Source organism: Mesorhizobium sp. B2-3-12, from assembly GCF_006442205.1.
Lineage (GTDB): Bacteria > Pseudomonadota > Alphaproteobacteria > Rhizobiales > Rhizobiaceae > Mesorhizobium.
Genome location: NZ_VFVR01000001.1, coordinates 508,010 through 524,574, shown reverse-complemented (window position 1 = coordinate 524,574; position 16,565 = coordinate 508,010). Strand labels below are relative to the sequence as shown.

General features: G+C 61.5%; 16 protein-coding genes and 2 tRNA genes. 12 read left to right on the top strand and 6 right to left on the bottom strand.

Annotation, left to right across the window (positions count from 1 at the left end; all coding sequences use genetic code 11):
* Positions 1-33 precede the first annotated feature (33 nt).
* Positions 34-1,056 carry an acyltransferase gene (locus FJ948_RS02610; RefSeq protein ID WP_140701636.1) on the top strand — a complete coding sequence of 341 codons (1,023 nt, stop codon included), beginning with the start codon at positions 34-36 and terminating at the stop codon, positions 1,054-1,056.
* Positions 1,057-1,087: 31 nt separating this feature from the next.
* On the opposite strand, the gene FJ948_RS02605 is transcribed toward FJ948_RS02610, so the two are convergent.
* The 3 genes from FJ948_RS02605 to FJ948_RS02595 form a co-directional block, all read right to left on the bottom strand.
* A complete protein-coding gene (locus tag FJ948_RS02605) occupies positions 1,088-1,576 on the bottom strand; it encodes a GNAT family N-acetyltransferase (protein ID WP_140701635.1) in 489 nt (162 codons plus the stop codon).
* Complete coding sequence (locus FJ948_RS02600; RefSeq protein WP_246677440.1) at positions 1,573-2,331, bottom strand: copper homeostasis protein CutC; 759 nt, start codon at positions 2,329-2,331, stop codon at positions 1,573-1,575. Before FJ948_RS02600 ends, FJ948_RS02605 begins: the two co-directional genes overlap by 4 nt.
* Positions 2,332-2,507: 176 nt before the next feature.
* Entirely contained in the window at positions 2,508-2,939 is a 432-nt protein-coding gene (locus tag FJ948_RS02595) for a cupin domain-containing protein (RefSeq protein ID WP_140701633.1), read from the bottom strand.
* Positions 2,940-3,191: 252 nt separating this feature from the next.
* Between FJ948_RS02595 and FJ948_RS02590 the strand changes: the two genes are divergently transcribed.
* The 3 genes from FJ948_RS02590 (at position 3,192) to FJ948_RS02580 (ending at position 4,539) form a co-directional block, all read left to right on the top strand.
* Positions 3,192-3,674 (top strand): Hsp20 family protein, encoded by a 483-nt coding sequence (locus tag FJ948_RS02590; protein ID WP_140701632.1) that lies wholly within the window; start codon positions 3,192-3,194, stop codon positions 3,672-3,674.
* A 66-nt stretch (positions 3,675-3,740) separates the two neighbouring features.
* Positions 3,741-4,193 (top strand): hypothetical protein, encoded by a 453-nt coding sequence (locus FJ948_RS02585; protein ID WP_140701631.1) that lies wholly within the window; start codon positions 3,741-3,743, stop codon positions 4,191-4,193.
* Positions 4,194-4,239: 46 nt separating this feature from the next.
* Entirely contained in the window at positions 4,240-4,539 is a 300-nt protein-coding gene (locus tag FJ948_RS02580) for a DUF982 domain-containing protein (RefSeq protein ID WP_140702212.1), read from the top strand.
* Positions 4,540-4,661: 122 nt separating this feature from the next.
* Here the strand turns inward: FJ948_RS02580 and FJ948_RS30980 are convergent, their stop codons facing one another.
* Positions 4,662-5,327: a DUF427 domain-containing protein gene (locus FJ948_RS30980; RefSeq protein ID WP_348642956.1), complete on the bottom strand. Its 666-nt coding sequence runs from the start codon at positions 5,325-5,327 to the stop codon at positions 4,662-4,664.
* 58 nt (positions 5,328-5,385) lie between these two features.
* A tRNA-Asn gene (locus FJ948_RS02570) sits at positions 5,386-5,460 on the bottom strand.
* Between the two features lie 222 nt (positions 5,461-5,682).
* Between FJ948_RS02570 and FJ948_RS02565 the strand changes: the two genes are divergently transcribed.
* The 5 genes from FJ948_RS02565 (at position 5,683) to FJ948_RS02545 (ending at position 9,663) form a co-directional block, all read left to right on the top strand.
* The gene (locus tag FJ948_RS02565) at positions 5,683-5,943 is read left to right on the top strand and encodes a hypothetical protein (RefSeq protein ID WP_140701630.1); all 261 of its coding nucleotides are present in this window, start codon (positions 5,683-5,685) and stop codon (positions 5,941-5,943) included.
* A gap of 211 nt (positions 5,944-6,154) precedes the next feature.
* Positions 6,155-6,228, top strand: a tRNA-Cys gene (locus FJ948_RS02560).
* An 88-nt stretch (positions 6,229-6,316) separates the two neighbouring features.
* A complete protein-coding gene (locus tag FJ948_RS02555; protein ID WP_140701629.1) occupies positions 6,317-6,985 on the top strand; it encodes a protein-L-isoaspartate O-methyltransferase in 669 nt (222 codons plus the stop codon).
* Between the two features lie 181 nt (positions 6,986-7,166).
* Positions 7,167-8,552 carry a TolC family outer membrane protein gene (locus FJ948_RS02550; protein WP_140701628.1) on the top strand — a complete coding sequence of 462 codons (1,386 nt, stop codon included), beginning with the start codon at positions 7,167-7,169 and terminating at the stop codon, positions 8,550-8,552.
* Between the two features lie 256 nt (positions 8,553-8,808).
* Positions 8,809-9,663, top strand: coding sequence for a PopZ family protein (locus FJ948_RS02545; RefSeq protein WP_140701627.1), 855 nt, complete (start codon positions 8,809-8,811; stop codon positions 9,661-9,663).
* 59 nt (positions 9,664-9,722) lie between these two features.
* On the opposite strand, the gene FJ948_RS02540 is transcribed toward FJ948_RS02545, so the two are convergent.
* On the bottom strand, positions 9,723-10,355 hold the full coding sequence (locus FJ948_RS02540; protein WP_140701626.1) for a VOC family protein: 633 nt from the start codon (positions 10,353-10,355) through the stop codon (positions 9,723-9,725).
* Positions 10,356-10,620: 265 nt separating this feature from the next.
* On the opposite strand from FJ948_RS02540, the gene FJ948_RS02535 reads away from it, so the two are divergent.
* The 3 genes from FJ948_RS02535 (at position 10,621) to FJ948_RS02525 (ending at position 16,542) form a co-directional block, all read left to right on the top strand.
* A complete protein-coding gene (locus FJ948_RS02535; protein ID WP_140701625.1) occupies positions 10,621-13,404 on the top strand; it encodes a valine--tRNA ligase in 2,784 nt (927 codons plus the stop codon).
* 359 nt (positions 13,405-13,763) lie between these two features.
* Positions 13,764-14,894: an outer membrane protein transport protein gene (locus FJ948_RS02530; RefSeq protein ID WP_140701624.1), complete on the top strand. Its 1,131-nt coding sequence runs from the start codon at positions 13,764-13,766 to the stop codon at positions 14,892-14,894.
* Between the two features lie 427 nt (positions 14,895-15,321).
* A complete protein-coding gene (locus tag FJ948_RS02525; RefSeq protein ID WP_140701623.1) occupies positions 15,322-16,542 on the top strand; it encodes an OmpP1/FadL family transporter in 1,221 nt (406 codons plus the stop codon).
* Positions 16,543-16,565 lie beyond the last annotated feature (23 nt).

The following is a 16,565-nucleotide window of genomic DNA, read 5'->3' as shown; positions in this document are numbered from 1 at the left end:
TGCCCGTTCGCATGCCAAAGCGAAGGGATCGGCATGTCCGAAATTTCCGCGACAGATATGGTTCCGTCCCGAGCGACCGCCGACCGATCGGCCAAGACACGGCTGGCCTATCTCGATGGCTGGCGCGGTCTGTCGATCGCGCTCGTGCTGATCGGGCATTTTTTCCCCGTTCCCGGCATCAATCTGGGTGTGCTGGGCGTCGAATTCTTCTTCGTTCTCAGCGGCCGGCTGATGGCCGAGATCCTGTTCATCGAACGCTATCCGCTGAAGAAATTCTTCAAGCGCCGCTTCTCGCGCATCTATCCGGCGCTGCTGGTCTTCGTCGTCGCCGCCATGGTCGCGCTCTCCGGCACGTTCATCGCCTTCAAATGGAAGGCGGCCCTGACCGCGCTGACATTCACCTACAATTATGCCGGAATTCTCCTGAACCGGGCCGGCGCGCTCGACCACATCTGGTCGCTCTGCATCGAAGAGCATGCCTACATCATCCTGGCGGCGATCAGCGCGGTCGTTGCGAGCCGCGACCGTGTCGTACCGCTGCTGCTGGTCCTGGCTGCGCTGGCCATGGCCAATGGCGCGGTTTCCTACTGGTTCCTGCACATGGACTATGAAACCACGTACTGGCGCACCGATGTGCACATCGCCTCGATCCTGCTGTCGGCGGCGATCTGCTTGCTCAAGGCCGATGGCAAGCTGCCGTCCTTGTTGAAGGGACCCTATGTCGCCTTGGCAGCGGCCGCCGGCGCGGTCCTCCTGTTCATGGACCAGGTCCCCACACCGATCCACTACCTGCTCGCGGTGCCGTTGCTGGCGCTCGCCGTCAACGCGCTGGATTTCAGCACGCGGCTGTTTTCCGGATGGCTATCATCCCTGCCGATGACGACGCTGGGCCTGTGGTCGTATTCGCTCTATCTGTGGCAGCAGCCCTTCTACAAATTCGTCTACGAGCAGGGCAGCAACCCATGGCCGATGCTGGCCGGCGTCTTTGCCTGCGCGCTCTGCAGCTACTACCTCATCGAGCGGCCAGCGCGCGAATGGCTCAACCGCAATTGGTGAATGAGCGCCGCCGATGGCGGTCGCCACCGGATCAGGTGGCGATCTGCCTGACATAATAACGCACCGCCTTCTTGCCGCCATGGATCACCGCGTCGCCGACTTCGGCGAAGCTGAGGACGGCGTGGAAGGCGTCCGAGGCCGGGTTGGGCGGATCGGTGTTGACCTCGCAGGTGACCAGCGTGTGGCCGGCGCTCTGCGCATGGTCGAACAAGTCCTGATAGAGCCGGCGCGCATGGCCGCGGCCCCTTGCATGCGCCGCGACGACGACGCGGTCGACATAGACGAAGCGTTCGTAACGCTCGCGGAACCAGACGAAATTCGGGCTGTCGTAGTTCGCATCCTGGTCGAAGGTCATGATGAAGGCCTCGAGATCGCCGATGCGGCGCGCATAAAATGCCTCGCCGAGCAGGAAGGACAGCCGTTCGGCTTCGAGCCACGACAATTCGGCGGCGTGCTCGTTGTTGAGCGCCAGAATGGCGGCTCCATCGTCCTGCGCTATGTGGTCTATGGGAGAGGTCATGCCTTGGCCGCCGTGATCGTCGCCGCCACCAGCGGCGTATCGGTCAGCGTGTTGCGATATTCACGGTCGAGATCGGAGCCGCCCATGCCGACCTTCGGATTGCGGTAGCGCATGGCGCTCGGCACGTCCTTGAGGGCGGCGAAATGCATTTCGACGAGGCCTGTCTTGGCGCGCACCTCGGCGATGTTGCCGAGATCGAGGCCGCCGCAGCCAAGGATGATGATGCGTCCGCCGGCCTGGCGCACCAGGTCCGCCAGCAACGGCAAGCCTTCGATCGCGGTGTCGCGCTGGCCGCTGGTCAGCACACGGCCGACCTTGCAGCGGATCAGCGCTTCCAGCGCCTCGGCGGGATCGCTCGTCATGTCGAAGGCGCGGTGGCAAGTGACGTTCAGGGAGCCGGCAGCCTCGGTCAGTTCGACCATGCGCTGCTCGTCGATGGTGCCATCGGCATTCAGGCAGCCGAACACCACGCCGGGCACGCCTAGCTCGCTGAGCGCGGCAACGTCGGCAAGCATCGAGCGATATTCACCCTCGCTGTAGAGAAAATCGCCGCCACGCGGCCGCACCATGACGTGGAACGGCACGGTTGCCTGATCGAGCGCGGCGCGCACCGTGCCGAGGCTGGGCGTGATGCCGCCCTCGACGAGGCTGGCGCAGAGTTCGACCCGGTCGGCGCCGGCGGCTTGCGCGGCGAGCAGGCCGTCGATGCCTTCGACACAGATTTCGATCAGCGGCGGGCGGGTTTGCGTGGTCAAGGGTCGATCCAGTTCATGATGCCGTGGAGAGCCCTAGCACCGGGACGGCTGACGCGAAAGCGTGAACCCCACGCCGCCATTTGGACCAGGCGAGATTTCCCTGCTTGCCCGTCCTGCACGTGGGACAACGCGGGAAGGCGGCTGACGTTCTTGCCTTCGGGATATAGTCTTGGCGGCTACTGGCGCAATTCCGTGTTCTTGGCGCCTTCCTCGACCTGATCGATCACCAGGAGCTTGACCGGCCCGTCACCAATGTTGGTGGCCTGGTGCCACTGGCCGATCATCTCGATGATGAAATCGCCTGTCTTGTAGGTGTTGGCGTTGCCGGTCTCGACATTGGTGACCTTCAGCGTTCCGGCCTCGACATAGGCGTAGCGCGGGAAGGGGTGGCGATGGACCGGCAAGGTCGCGCCGGGCGCGATGTCGTAGGTCGAGACCAGCACCTGCACGTTCTTTTGCGGCAGCGTGATCGGCTGGCCGGATGCCGTGGTGGTGCGTGATGCGAGCGGTGTCACGACGACCGGGGTTCCGCTGCTGTCGAACGCCAGGGCACAATTTGCATAAAGCGCGGCCGCAGCCAGCAACGCCGATGCCAGGATTTTCCGCATGATGTCCTCCCTTAACGCAGCATCTATCGCGCCGCGGCGGGAACGTGCAAGGGAAGGCTGTCGCCGCGAAGGCCTGATACATGCCCGATCACGAATGGCCGTGACGCGGCTCCTAAAAATTTTTCGAGCGACCTCTTGAACAGAAAAACCGTGATTCCCAGATCGTTTTCCGTCGAGGCTTCGGCTCGACAGACCGCGTCGCGGCGACGCCGCGGCGACCCCAAACCATGTTGCTTTACGGAGGATATGGCTATGAGAAGCTTTGATTATTCCCCTCTTTACCGCACCACGGTCGGCTTCGACCGGCTGTTCGACATGCTCGAAAACAGCGTGCGCTCCGACTGGCCGCCCTACAACATCGAGAAGAATGGCGACAACGACTATCGCATCACGATGGCCGTCGCCGGTTTCGGGCCTGATGAAGTGGAGCTTGTGCAGAACGGCCCTGAATTGTTGGTAATCGGGCAGAGGAAGCCCGATCAGCAAAATCGGGAAATCCTCCACCGTGGCCTGGCGATAGGCAACTTCAAACAGGCGTTCAAACTCGCGGACCACGTCAAGGTCAAGGCGGCCAATATCCATAATGGCCTGCTGACGGTGGAGCTGGTCCGCGAAGTGCCCGAGGAACTCAAGCCTCGGCGCATCGCGATCGGTTCCGAAGCCAGAGCGGTTCCGCTTCAGGATGGCGGCAACAAGCAGTCCATGGATGCAGAGCCGCAGCGCAAGGCAGCCTGACAGTGAACCTCAGTCTGTGGTCCGCCTCCCGGCTTGGCCGGGAGGCACAGATCGCGGAGAATGGAGATGAGATCCCAAGCATACAGTTTTCACGAGTCCAAACCGACAGATCACGCTGCGGAATTCGCTGCGATTCGTAGGCCCGAGGACGTCCTGAACGAGGACATGGCGATCGGCGAAAAGCGGGCTCTGCTCGCCTTCTGGGCTTCAGACGCCCATGCGGTTCCTGACAATCCCACCCTACGTCAATTGGACAGCGGTGCCGTTGCGCAAGTCAGCGAGATTCTTCGTGCGCTCCACGCCCTGGACGAGATTGGGCGCAAGCCGCCGGTCGGGGCATCGTTTGACCGCCGTCCGTCTTCAGGCCGGCGTCGCAACGAAACCAGGCGCCACTGGCTGCGATACCCCTGGCGAGATGACGATGATGATGATCCACCGCCGGTTCCGGCATTTGCCGGCGTCCCGCCCAGACGTGGCGATGGCGGCATGTTCGCGGAGCCTGAGCATGCCGTCGCGTGAAAAGCCGAACCAGCAAATCAAATCGTTCAACCGAATGGAGGACCATATGGGCGACAGGACATTCGATGGACCGGTGTTGGTCAAGAATGGCCAGTTCATTCAAGAGTTAGGCAGCCTCGAGGATGCATTCGACTTCCTGGACGAGTGGCCCCGGGAGCGGCGGGGGCCAATCTTCGAAACGGCCTTCCGGGCCTGCCAGCGTGCTTACGACGGCCAGATTCCACTCTCGGTCGCGCGCGATGCCGTCGCTGGATTTGCGAGATCCGTCAGGATTCTGCACGAGCCGCTTGCACCGCTGCCCTGGATGGACGGCACCAAATCAGGCCGCGGCGGGGTGGCCGTCTAACCGCGACAACGGCAGCGGCACTGACGGCATCCGCTTTTCTATCAAGAACGGCTTCGATTGGACCTCATCGGCGAGACAATATCGCCGATGAGGTCGGGCATTCGGATGGTGGAGACGTCGTCCTACTCCATCACATGTGGAGTATGCCGCTTGTCCTCCTTGGGGTCGACGTCAATACGGGCCCTTTTCGGATCAAAGGCGCCATGACGCGCGATGGCCAGGGCCGCGGTATCCGGCGTCTCATACGCCCACATGAAGTCGTCGGCCGAGCCGCCGACAGCATGAACACGCCAATAGCTCGCGGTGCCCTTCAGCGCGCACTCGCTGGTGGTGTTGGTCTTTTCGAAAAGGTCGAAATAGATATCCTCGAAGGGGATATAGAATACCGGCTCATGACCTTCCTCCCGAAGAACTTTCGCTCGGTCGGTGGCGGCGACTATGGCGTCGGAAAACCGGACCGTCACCGTGCCGAGGAATGGTTCTATGCTCATGCCGCCGATAGGGCGCCTGGAAATCGCTTCTGAACCTTGCATCTGAATTCTCCTTGGCCAGCGACTTGATGGTCGGATGACATTGTCTTCCACGGATGAAGTCGAAATGCGCAGCAGTGGATTGAGGTTCCGGTCCCTCCGGAAATCCTGCCGCCTTGCACGACCAAACTGGATCGACCGGGGCGAAGAAAGCTGCGACCACGGGCAATGCGATGCATGCACCATGCTCGTCGTGGAAAACGGGTCCTCTCCCGCCTGAGCTTCGCGGTAACGGCCGGGGCAGTTGGCTGATCGCATCGTGTGGACCGCCAGGAAAGGCCTGAAAACGTGAGAAATGAGGGCTTCGTATGGAAGGTGGCTCCCCGGGCCGGATTCGAACCAGCGACCAACCGGTTAACAGCCGGTTGCTCTACCACTGAGCTACCGGGGAACGGAGGCTCTTTGAGCAAGTGGCGCAGCCTATAGCAAACCCGTTTCGGCTTTGCAAAGAAGCATTTCGCATTTTTCCTAGACTTTTTCGCGCAGCGGTTTCTCGCAATAGGCCTTGCCCGCCCTCATATTAGCCGTCTTGACGATGGCGCGGAACCGAAAGGGCGGTCGCGGCTTTCGTAAAATGACATTGTCGAGCCCCAGGACAGGCCAGCCATTCACGATGACCGCAGCGGACGAAAACCGGGCACCAGCACGAAAGATCTCGGTTTTCGGGCGGCAATTCACCATGCCGCGGTCGCGCGGGCTGAGAATCGCCATCGGCGTGCTTTTGACCATTGGCGGCATTCTCGGCTTCCTGCCGATTCTCGGTTTTTGGATGGTGCCGCTCGGATTGCTGGTACTCTCCTATGAATTTGCCATGGTGCGGCGCCACCGCCGCCGTTTTGTCGTCTGGTGGGAGCGGCGGCGCCGGCCTGATTGAGCGGGCAGGCAACGCCTGCAAGCGCGTGGCGTCTCTCGTGATTTCCCATTACACATAATGATCTGCTAATGTTCGTCGTCGCCGTAGTGCGCGACGCTTCTATGCGGAGGGTCAGATTCATGCCGAGGAAACCGCGCGGAATGCGTGGTGGCCGCTTGACGCCATTTTCGCCGCAACCTATTGGAACCGGGTGGAACGCCGGGAGCAACGAGGCCTCGTGGCGGAGTGGTTACGCAGAGGACTGCAAATCCTTGCACCCCGGTTCGATTCCGGGCGAGGCCTCCAATGCCCCAGGCTCCCGCGCGCCAGCGCCGGAGCCTGAAGTTCCTATCCAATGGACCGCGATCGTGCCGCGGAAAGCGAGGGTTGGAACATGAGCGCTGAATTTTCCGAACTTCGCGTCAAGATGGTCGACGGTCAGGTTCGCACCACCGACGTGACCAGCGCGCCGCTGCTGGAAGCCATGCTTGTCGTGCCGCGCGAGGTTTTCGTCGGCGAGCGCCAGCGCGATCTCGCCTATATCGACGAGGACATCCGCATCGCCGACGGCCCGGATGGCGCGCGCTACCTGATGGAAGCCTCGCCGCTGGCCAAGCTGATGCAACTGGCCGAGATCAACCCGACCGATTCGGCGCTCGATGTCGGTTGCGGGACCGGCTATGCCTCGGCGATCTTATCGCGCCTGGCGCGGTCTGTCGTGGCGCTCGAAAGCGATTCGGCCTTGGCGCAAACCGCCGCGTCGACCCTTTCCGGCCTTGGCTGCGGCAATGTGACCGTGGTCCAGGGCGCGCTGGCGCAAGGCCATGCGGCCAAGGCGCCTTACGATGTCATCTTCGTCGGCGGCAGTGTCGGCAAAGTGCCGGCTCCGCTGCTTGACCAACTCGCCGAAGGCGGCCGCCTGGTCGCGGTCGAAGGCCAGGGAAATTCGGGCGTGGCGCGACTTTTTTTCAAGGCTGGGGGGGTTGTAACCGGGAGAAGGGCATTTAATGCGGCAATTAAGCCACTACCCGGATTCGAACGTGAGCATGCTTTTGAATTCTGAATGATTTGGCCTTGCAGCAAAGGCTTTGTCATGGTCGCTTGGATTTGAACTATCGTCGCTAATCCCAGACTGGGGGCACTTTGGGCTGCGCGACAGGGAACATGAAACACGCCGTTCGGGCTGCTCAAAGGGAGAAGCTGGCGCGGCGCGGTTCCCATGGAAAACGAATGAGGGTTAAACCGTGCCGTCAGTACGCAAGTCACTTTTCACCGCCGTCCTCGTTTCGGCGACCGCGCTATCCCCGCTCGGCGCTTCGGCCGAGACCATCACCGGTGCTCTTGCAAAAGCCTACCAGTACAATTCCACGCTGAATGCATCGCGTGCCGGTGTGCGTGTCACCGACGAGAGCGTGGCCATCGCCAAATCGGGCTGGCGGCCGACGGTTACGGGTTCCGCCAATATCGACTACACGAACACGCGCCAGGCAAATGGCGGCGGCAATTCGAAGCTGACAAGCGGCAGCTACGGCATCCAGATCAACCAGTCGCTGTTCGACGGCTTCCAGACGAGAAACAACGTCGCGGCCGCCGAATCCCAGGTCAAGGCGTCGGTGGAAAGCCTGCGCAACACCGAGGAGAACACGCTGTTCAATGCGGCCACGGCCTATATGGACGTGATTCGCGACCGGCAGATCGCGGTGCTGACCGAGCAGAACCTGCAGTTCCTGACCGAGCAGGCGCGCGCGGCGCGCTCGCGCTTCGAGGTCGGCGAAGGCACGCGCACCGACGTCGCGCAGGCCGATGCGTCGCGCGCTTCCGCGGTGGCGTCGCTGAGCGCTGCCCGCGCGCAGGCGCTGGCAAGTGCCGCAACCTATCATCAGGTCGTCGGTGACGAGCCAGGCAAGCTCAAGGCCGCTTCGCCCTTGGGCCGGCTGCTGCCGTCGAGCCTCGGCGCCGCGATCGCCATCGGCTCGGCCGAACACCCGGCCATCCTTGCCACCCAGCATCTGGTCGACGCCGCGGCGTTTTCGGTGAAATCGTCGGAGGGCGCGCTGTTGCCGCAATTGTCGGCTTCGGCCGGCGTTTCGGAAAACTACCGCAACTCCATCCCCGACGTGACGGGTTCCAACGGCAATTCGACCTCGGCCAATATCGGTGCGACGCTGACCATCCCGATCTATTCCGGCGGCCGGACCTCGGCGATCGTGCGGCAGAACAAGGAGTCGCTCGGCCAGGCGCGTATCCAGGTCGACGTCAGCCGCGACCAGGTTCGCCAGGCCGTCGCCACGGCATGGTCGCAATACACCGCCGCGCAGCAAAGCGTATCCGCCAACAGGCAGGTGATCGACGCGGCGCAATTGGCGCTGAACGGCGTCATCGAGGAGCGCAATGTCGGCCAGCGCACCACGCTCGACGTGCTCAATGCGCAGGCCACCGTGATCACCGCCAAGATCAACCAGGCCAATTCCGAACACGATGTGGTCGTGGCGAGCTATGCCATCCTCTCTGCGGTCGGCCGCCTGTCGGTCGACCGGCTAGGCTTGGCGGTGACGAAGTACAGGCCCGAAGAGCACTACAACGCCGTCAAGGACAAGTGGATCGGCCTGCGCACGCCGGATGGTCGCTAGGCCTCCGTTCGAACGGCGTTTCCAGGGCGGGCAGTTCAATCGGGCACACCCGGCTGCCGCTGGCCTTGTGTCGAGTGCTGACGGGGAACCGTCATACGGCTTTGGCGGAATCGCTCTAATCTGTTGAAATCCCACATATCCCCAGATTGGGGATTCTCGTGCGGCGATCCGTCGGTTACGCTGCCGTCATGATTCGAATCCGGCTCTTGCCGGAGCGGAAAACCTGCAACGGGTCACAAGGGCGGCGGATGTGACGATGGCAACGGCAAGCAGCGTGCAGCGCGAACCTTCGATGGAAGAGATACTGGCTTCCATCAGGAGGATTATCGAAGACAGCGACAGCGGCCGCAAGCAGCCCGGCGACGCCGAAGAGTCGCGGCCCGATGAGTTGCGGCAGGACCTGGAACCCGCACCGAGTGCTGTTGCCGCCGCCGACATCGATGCGTTCCGCGCCGAACTGCATGCCGCCCCCGAGGTCGGGAAATCGGCGGTGATGGCTGAAGTCCAGGCGCCGGCCGTACGGCCGGAGATCGCACGCATGGAAGTGCCGCCGCGTGCCGATCCGGCTTTGGGCAGGACGCCGACAACGCTGGCCGAGGTCAGCGCGCGGGTCGCCGCGGAGCCAGCGCCTGCCGCCAGCCGCGACGCGCCGGCGGCTGCCGCGGAGGTTGCGACAAGCGAAGCCGTCGTCGCCGATTGGCGTCGCGAGATCGCGGCCGTTGGCGAGCAAGCCAAGGCGATGCCGGACCGGAGCATCCGCAAGCCAGCGTCCCAGCCGGAGGTGTCGGCAAGCGAGCCGGCGGCGGAACCCGCGATCGAGCGGTCTTCGTCAAGCGATGCTCCAACGGGCACGGCCCAGGCGCGCGCGGCGGCAAACGAAGCGCACGCGGTGCGTCCCGCGATTGTTTCCGAACATACCGGCCGGCAGGTCGCGGCCGCCTTCGGCGAACTGTCCGACGCCTTTGCCAGCCGCGGCAAGAAGACATTCGACGAGATGGCCGAAGAAATGCTGCGGCCGATGCTGCAGGATTGGCTGGATAACAATCTGCCGACGCTGGTCGAAAGGCTGGTGCGCGAGGAAATCGAGCGCGTGGCGCGCGGGGCGCAGTAATCTCCGCCAACGACCACTCTCGAAACGCCGCCCATGAGGCGGCGTTTTTGTCGATGAGATCAGCCCGCGCTGGTCGCGAAGCAGATGAGGTTGCCGTCGGGGTCCTTCACGATGAACGTGCGGGCGCCCCAGGGTTCGGTCCGCAATGTCTGGTGGAACGGGGCCGTGGCCGCCTGATATTCCAGAAACAGAGCCTTAATGTTGTCGACAACGATCGTTGCCGCCAGCAGGTCATCGGCCGAACTGGCGGCGAGTGGAGGCTTGTCGACATGACGCAGGTTGAGCCGTGCGCCGTCGCGGATGATTTGGGCGTAGAAGGGCGGCTCACCATAGGTGAAGCGCGTCTCGAAGCCGAGCTTTTGCCGGTAGAAATTACAGGCCGTTACGATGTCGCGGACAAAGAGCTGCGGCTCGGCAAAGGCAAGATGCGGTTTTTCGGCGTCTGTTGCCGCATGATCTGTCACGGCTTGAAGGCCTCCCTTCAGCGCCTCCCAGCTTTCGAACCCTGACTTCCTGGCGACAAGTTCCTGGGCATCGGCAAGCTTGAAACCGTGATCGAGGATTTGGCTGTCGCTGAGATCGTGAAAACGCGGCAAGAGCCATCCGATCACGGCGGCGACGGGATAGTACCGCTCGCGGTGCCATTTCAGATAGAGCTTGGCCTGTTTCTTGTGGTGTTCGAGGGTCTGCATGGGCGCATTTGTGGGGTTGAGGTGGCGTAGGCGGGCAATGCCCCTCCGGCCGGAAGCCGATGCGCCCTACAGCAGCGCCTGTAGGCTATTGCCGTGGCGTGTGGCGGTCAAGGGCGCGAATGTCATACGGACTACAGCCTTCCCTCGGCCTACCTCGGCCCTATCTGCTTGTGATGATCCCAGGCTGCCCTCGCGGTTGACTTGGCCAAGACCTTCCGATTTACACCGAACCAGCAAAATTCCCGACAGCGCGGACCGTTTTCCCATGCTTGAAAAGACCTACGACGCAAAAACCGTCGAGCCGAAGATCGCCAAGGTGTGGGAGGAAGCCGACGCGTTTCGCGCCGGCGCCGGCGCCGAGGAGGGGGCCGAGGCCTTCACCATCGTCATTCCGCCGCCCAACGTCACCGGGTCGCTGCATATGGGCCATGCGCTCAACAACACGCTGCAGGACATTCTGGTTCGCTTCGAGCGTATGCGTGGCAAGAACGTGCTGTGGCAGCCCGGCATGGACCATGCCGGCATCGCCACGCAGATGGTGGTCGAACGCCGGCTGATGGAAAAGCAGATCCATCGCCGCGACCTCACGCGCGAGGAATTCATCGAGAAGGTGTGGGAGTGGAAGGCTGAATCGGGTGGGTTGATCTTCAACCAGCTGAAGCGCCTCGGCGCCTCCGCCGACTGGTCGCGTGAACGCTTCACCATGGACGAGGGCCTGTCCAAGGCCGTGCTCGAAGTGTTCGTCACGCTCTACAAGCAAGGGCTGATCTACAAGGACAAGCGCCTTGTGAACTGGGACCCGAAACTGTTGACCGCGATCTCCGACCTTGAGGTCGAGCAGCAGGAGGTCAACGGCAATCTCTGGCATTTCCGCTATCCGATCGAAGGCGCGGCCTTCGATCCGGAAAACCCGAAGACCTTCATCGTCGTGGCGACGACGCGCCCCGAGACGATGCTTGGCGATACGGCTGTCGCTGTTCATCCCGGCGACGAGCGGTTCCAGCATCTCATCGGCAAGAATGTCGTCCTGCCGATCGTCGGGCGCAAGATCCCCGTCGTGGCGGACGAGTATTCCGATCCCGAAAAGGGGTCGGGCGCGGTCAAGATCACGCCGGCGCATGATTTCAACGACTTCGAGGTCGGCAAGCGCCAGAAGCTGCCGGCGATCAACATCCTGACCGTCGAAGCCGCCATCAAGCTCAGGGATAATGAGGACTTCCTCGCCGGTCTCGATGTGACGCCGGAGCGCCAGGCTGTCTGGGACGAGCTCGACGGTCTCGACCGTTTCGTCGCGCGCAAGAAGATCGTCGAGCTGATGGAGGCCGGCGGCTTCCTCGAAAAGGTCGAGCCGCATCGCCATGCCGTGCCGCACGGCGACCGCGGCGGTGTGCCGATCGAGCCGTACCTGACCGAGCAGTGGTACGCCAACGCGGCGGAACTGGCCAAGCCGGCGATCGCCTCGGTGCGCGAGGGGCGCACCAATTTCGTGCCTAAGAACTGGGAGAAGACCTATTTCGACTGGATGGAGAATATCCAGCCCTGGTGTATTTCGCGCCAGCTGTGGTGGGGGCATCAGATCCCGGCCTGGTACGGACCGGACGGGCGCGTCTTTGTCGAGAAGTCCGAGGAAGAGGCGCTGGGCGCGGCGATCGAATATTATCTGGCGCTCGAAGGCCCCTGGAAGGCATGGGTCGAGGACAAGCTGGAGAATTTCAAGCCGGGCGAGATCCTGACGCGCGACGAAGACGTGCTCGACACCTGGTTCTCGTCGGCGCTTTGGCCGTTCTCGACGCTCGGCTGGCCGGACCAGACGCCGGAACTGAAGACCTACTACCAGACCGACGTGCTGGTGACCGGCTTCGACATCATCTTCTTCTGGGTCGCCCGCATGATGATGATGGGCCTGCACTTCATGGACGAGGAGCCGTTCCACACCGTCTATGTGCATGCGCTGGTGCGCGACAAGAACGGCGCCAAGATGTCGAAGTCGAAAGGCAACGTCATCGATCCGCTCGACCTGATCGACGAATATGGCGCCGATGCGCTGCGCTTCACGCTGACCGTGATGGCGGCGCAGGGACGCGACGTGAAACTCGACCCGGCGCGCATCGCCGGCTATCGCAATTTTGGCACCAAGCTGTGGAACGCCACGCGCTTCGCCGAGATGAACGAAGTCGCGCGCAATGACGATTTCTGGCTGAACGACGCAAAGCTCGCGGTCAATCGCTGGATCCTGACCGAGCTGACACGCGCCGCGCGCGAGGTCACCGACGGCATCACCTCATACCGCTTCAACGAGGCGGCGGGAGCCGCCTATCGCTTTGTCTGGAACCTGTTCTGCGACTGGTATCTGGAATTGCTGAAGCCGGTGTTCATGGGCACGGACGAGGCGGCCAAGGCCGAGAGCCGCGCCTGCGTCGCTTTCGTGCTCGACGAGATCTACAAGCTGTTGCATCCGATGATGCCGTTCATGACCGAGGAGCTGTGGGCGCAGACGGCGGGTGAGGGCAGGGAACGCGCCTCGCTGCTGTGCCATGCCACCTGGCCCTCGCCGGATTTCGAGGACGCCGAGGCGGCCGCCGACATCAACTGGCTGGTCGACCTCGTCTCAGGCATCCGCTCGGTGCGCTCGGAGATGAATGTGCCGCCGGCGGCAATAGCGCCGCTGGTCGTGGTCGGGGCCAACGCGGTGACGCGCGAACGGCTGGCTCGCGAGGACTCGGCGATCAAGCGGCTGGCGCGTGTCGGCGACGTCTCGCTCGCCGATGCGGCACCCAAGGGTTCTGCGCAGATCGTGCTCAACGAGGCGACGATCTGCCTGCCGCTTGGCAGCCTGATCGACCTCACCGCGGAGGCCGCGCGGCTGCAGAAGGAACTGGTCAAGGTGACCGAGGAAATCGCGCGCCTGCACAAGAAGCTGTCCAACGAACGGTTCGTCGCCAGTGCGCCGGCCGAGGTCGTCGAGGCCGAACGCGAAAAGCTGGCCGAGTATCGCGACGCCCAAGACAAGCTTTCGGTGGCATTGACCAGGGTACGTGACGCCGGCTGAAGAGCAGATTCGCGAGACTTTAGCGCCCTCTAAAATGGGTGGTCTTTCGCCTCGAAAATCGGCATTCCGTTGCGTTAATTTTGACGTAAACGGAAGTTTTTGCCCCATTGTTGCCATAATGTAACAATGGGGCCTGTTTCCCCTAAAACCGCTGTTTTGGAGCCTTTTCGGGCCTTTTTTGTATATTTTTTCGCTTGGCTGAGTGGGCATCAGGCCCTTTTTGAGCTTGGGCCGGTCCCTCTGCATTTTGTCGAAAATGCGTTTAGCGGACATATACATGTACGCCCTGGAATTCGTTGTTGCGCCGTTAACCTGAATTGGTTCTAGCTTGAACCACTAGTTATTCGGGGAGGACATCCATGAACAATTTGCGTCTGAAAGCACTGCTGGGGGCAGGGTGCTTTTCGGTGGCCTTGATGGGTTCGGCACACGCTGGCGGGTTCTCGCGCGGCACGGCCGATACCGATATCCTTTTCGAGGATGGCAATTTCAACATGCGTACGAGCGTGACCTACGTCGCGCCGACCAGAAAGTATTCGACCAACGTGGCCAATCCGTATCTGGTCGGAGAGAATTTCTCCGACAGCTATGTGATCCCCTCGGCCGCGGTTAAATTCAAGCTCTCGGATAGCCTGTCGTGCGCAGGTACTCTTACGCAATCATTTGGCGGCAACGCGACATGGTCGCGTTCAAGCGGTACGCTCGGCAAGTTGAATGAAGACTTCACCATGTATGAGTACGGCGCCACTTGCGGGTTGAAGTTCGATCTCAGCAAGGGACGTATCTGGATCATTGGTGGCGTCTACAATGAAACCACCGACTATAATCTCGTTGCGGGAGCTCCGCTTGGCACTTCCAATTCGAGGCTCGGCGTTTCATTGCACGACAGCAATTTCGGCTGGCGTGCAGGCATCGCGTACGAGATTCCGGAGATCGCGCTCCGCACGCAGTTGATGTATCGCTCCGGAGTAGACATCAATGCCAGCGGTTCGGCGACTTATTTTGGCTTTCCTGCTGGCTCCGCCACGGGCAAGGCGAATTTTCCACAGAGCGTGGAGTTCAAGGCGCAAACCGGTATTGCTCCGGGCTGGCTCGCTTATGGTAGCGTGAAGTGGACGGATTGGTCTGTCACTGAGCAGCTTATCCTCAATGTGCCGGCCCTAGGATTGACCAACGGCAATCAATATTTCTGGCGCGATGGGTGGACCGTCACAGGCGGCATTGGCCACAAATTCAACGATCAGTTTTCCGGAACCGTCTTTGCGACCTATGACCGGGGTGTCAGCACGGGTTGGGATTTGACCGGTGACAGCTATACCATCGGCACCGGTGTTTCGATGAAGGACAAACTGGGCGGCGAACTTCGCCTGGGCGTTGCTGCCATTTACCTGGCGTCGGTGTCGGAAACCAAATATGGCCCGATATTCGATCGTACTGTCCAGGGCGACTGGGGTTACGCGGTCTCGGGCGGTTACAGCATCAAGTGGTAATCCAGACGTCCAACATATTTCGCAAGAATGGCCGGGTATTTGCCCGGCCTTTCTTGTTTGACGATCCGTTCCATCCCGCAGATAGAACAGCCTTGCGGGTGTTGGATTGGCTGCGGATGGAATATTAGCTTTCATGCACATAGTTCCGTTGACGTAAACGGAAGTTTTCAGCCGATTGTTGCCATAATGTAACATCGGGGCGATTGACCGCCAGATTGCCGCGTTTCGGGACGGTCCGGCACCATTTTCTAGTTTCTTCCAAGCGAGCTGCACGCGAAACGGCGGTTTTCGGCAGGCTGTGGGCCTCGGCGTCATCGGGGCAGAATTCATCCGCAGTATTTGTACATGTACGCCTCTTGAAATCGCAGTTGCGTAACCCATGCAAATTGGTTCTTGCTTGGGTTGTACTCGATTTGGGGAGGGACTCATGGACAAGTCGCGTCTGAAAGCACTGGTAGGGGCGGGGTGTTTTTCCCTCGCCGTGATTGGCACCGCGATGAACGCAGCCCATGCCGGCGGCCTGGAGCGTGGCGGCTACGACATCGACCTTTTGTTTGATCCGGCACCGTTCGCGTCGGATGTGGGGGCGACTTATGTGATGCCACAACGCGACCTCAAGAACGCGGTGGACACATCAGGCGGCGGCCTGACGGGCAAGAGCACTGCTCGCAACACCGAGGGGTACTGGGTGCCTTACGTCGGGGTCAAGGCAGCGCTTGGCCATGGCGTCGACTGTATGCTGGACTATTCGCAGCCCTGGGGCGCAAGTTCAAACCCGGGTATCTGGAACGGCTCCTATTCCAACACCAACACTCAAATCAAAAGCAACAACTATGCAGGAACCTGCTCCTACAAGATGGATGCTGGCAAAGGACAGCTTCGTTTCATCGGCGGTGTCTTCTACCAGGAGGTCTACGGCTTCAAGGAAAGCTACGCTAGCCCACTTCTTGGCACGACGCTTGGTCGTGTGGATCTGACCAGCAGCGGTTGGGGCTGGCGAGCCGGCATCGCCTACGAGATCCCCGATATCGCGTTGCGCGCCAGCCTTGTCTACAACTCACAGGTCAAGCTCGATAATATTTCGGGCACTCTGAACATCGGCGGCAGCGTGGCGGACATCTATGGCCCAACCCAGTCGATGCCGGATTCATTGGAATTGAAACTGCAGTCCGGCATCGCGCCGGGCTGGCTAGCTTTCGGTTCGGTCAAATGGGTCAATTGGAGTGTGCTGCAGAGTGTTCCGATTTGCTCGTCGGAGACCAAGGCCTTCGGATGCACGACGGTTTCTCCATACCCAGTCAGGCTCACCTCGCTCGACCTGATGTATCGTGATGGCTGGACGGTCACCGGCGGCATTGGCCATCAGTTCAACGAGCAGTGGAGCGGTGCCGCGCAAATCTCCTGGGATCGTGGCACGTCGCACGGCTATGGCGACCAGACCGATACATGGACCTTGGGCGGGGGTGTCGCCTATACGCCGCGACCCAACATCGAACTCCGTCTGGCGGGAGCAATCGGGGTGCTGACCAGCGGCCACTCTGGAGTGGTAGTTGATGCCAATGGTTATCCAGCCGGCACCGATGTCAGCTACGACTTTGGCAACGATCTGGTCACGGCAATTTCCGGCGGTCTCAAGATCAAATTCTAAGGCTGTGAAAATGCTTCGAAAAA

What these genes read in the sequence shown, in the direction of transcription:
- FJ948_RS02610 (WP_140701636.1), top strand. Translation starts at nt 34, where the DNA reads ATGTCCGAAATTTCCGCGACAGATATGGTTCCGTCCCGAGCGACCGCC.
- FJ948_RS02605 (WP_140701635.1), bottom strand. Translation starts at nt 1,576, where the DNA reads ATGACCTCTCCCATAGACCACATAGCGCAGGACGATGGAGCCGCCATT.
- FJ948_RS02595 (WP_140701633.1), bottom strand. Translation starts at nt 2,939, where the DNA reads ATGCGGAAAATCCTGGCATCGGCGTTGCTGGCTGCGGCCGCGCTTTAT.
- FJ948_RS02590 (WP_140701632.1), top strand. Translation starts at nt 3,192, where the DNA reads ATGAGAAGCTTTGATTATTCCCCTCTTTACCGCACCACGGTCGGCTTC.
- FJ948_RS02585 (WP_140701631.1), top strand. Translation starts at nt 3,741, where the DNA reads ATGAGATCCCAAGCATACAGTTTTCACGAGTCCAAACCGACAGATCAC.
- FJ948_RS02580 (WP_140702212.1), top strand. Translation starts at nt 4,240, where the DNA reads ATGGGCGACAGGACATTCGATGGACCGGTGTTGGTCAAGAATGGCCAG.
- FJ948_RS30980 (WP_348642956.1), bottom strand. Translation starts at nt 5,327, where the DNA reads ATGCGATCAGCCAACTGCCCCGGCCGTTACCGCGAAGCTCAGGCGGGA.
- FJ948_RS02565 (WP_140701630.1), top strand. Translation starts at nt 5,683, where the DNA reads ATGACCGCAGCGGACGAAAACCGGGCACCAGCACGAAAGATCTCGGTT.
- FJ948_RS02555 (WP_140701629.1), top strand. Translation starts at nt 6,317, where the DNA reads ATGAGCGCTGAATTTTCCGAACTTCGCGTCAAGATGGTCGACGGTCAG.
- FJ948_RS02545 (WP_140701627.1), top strand. Translation starts at nt 8,809, where the DNA reads ATGGCAACGGCAAGCAGCGTGCAGCGCGAACCTTCGATGGAAGAGATA.
- FJ948_RS02540 (WP_140701626.1), bottom strand. Translation starts at nt 10,355, where the DNA reads ATGCAGACCCTCGAACACCACAAGAAACAGGCCAAGCTCTATCTGAAA.
- FJ948_RS02535 (WP_140701625.1), top strand. Translation starts at nt 10,621, where the DNA reads ATGCTTGAAAAGACCTACGACGCAAAAACCGTCGAGCCGAAGATCGCC.
- FJ948_RS02530 (WP_140701624.1), top strand. Translation starts at nt 13,764, where the DNA reads ATGAACAATTTGCGTCTGAAAGCACTGCTGGGGGCAGGGTGCTTTTCG.
- FJ948_RS02525 (WP_140701623.1), top strand. Translation starts at nt 15,322, where the DNA reads ATGGACAAGTCGCGTCTGAAAGCACTGGTAGGGGCGGGGTGTTTTTCC.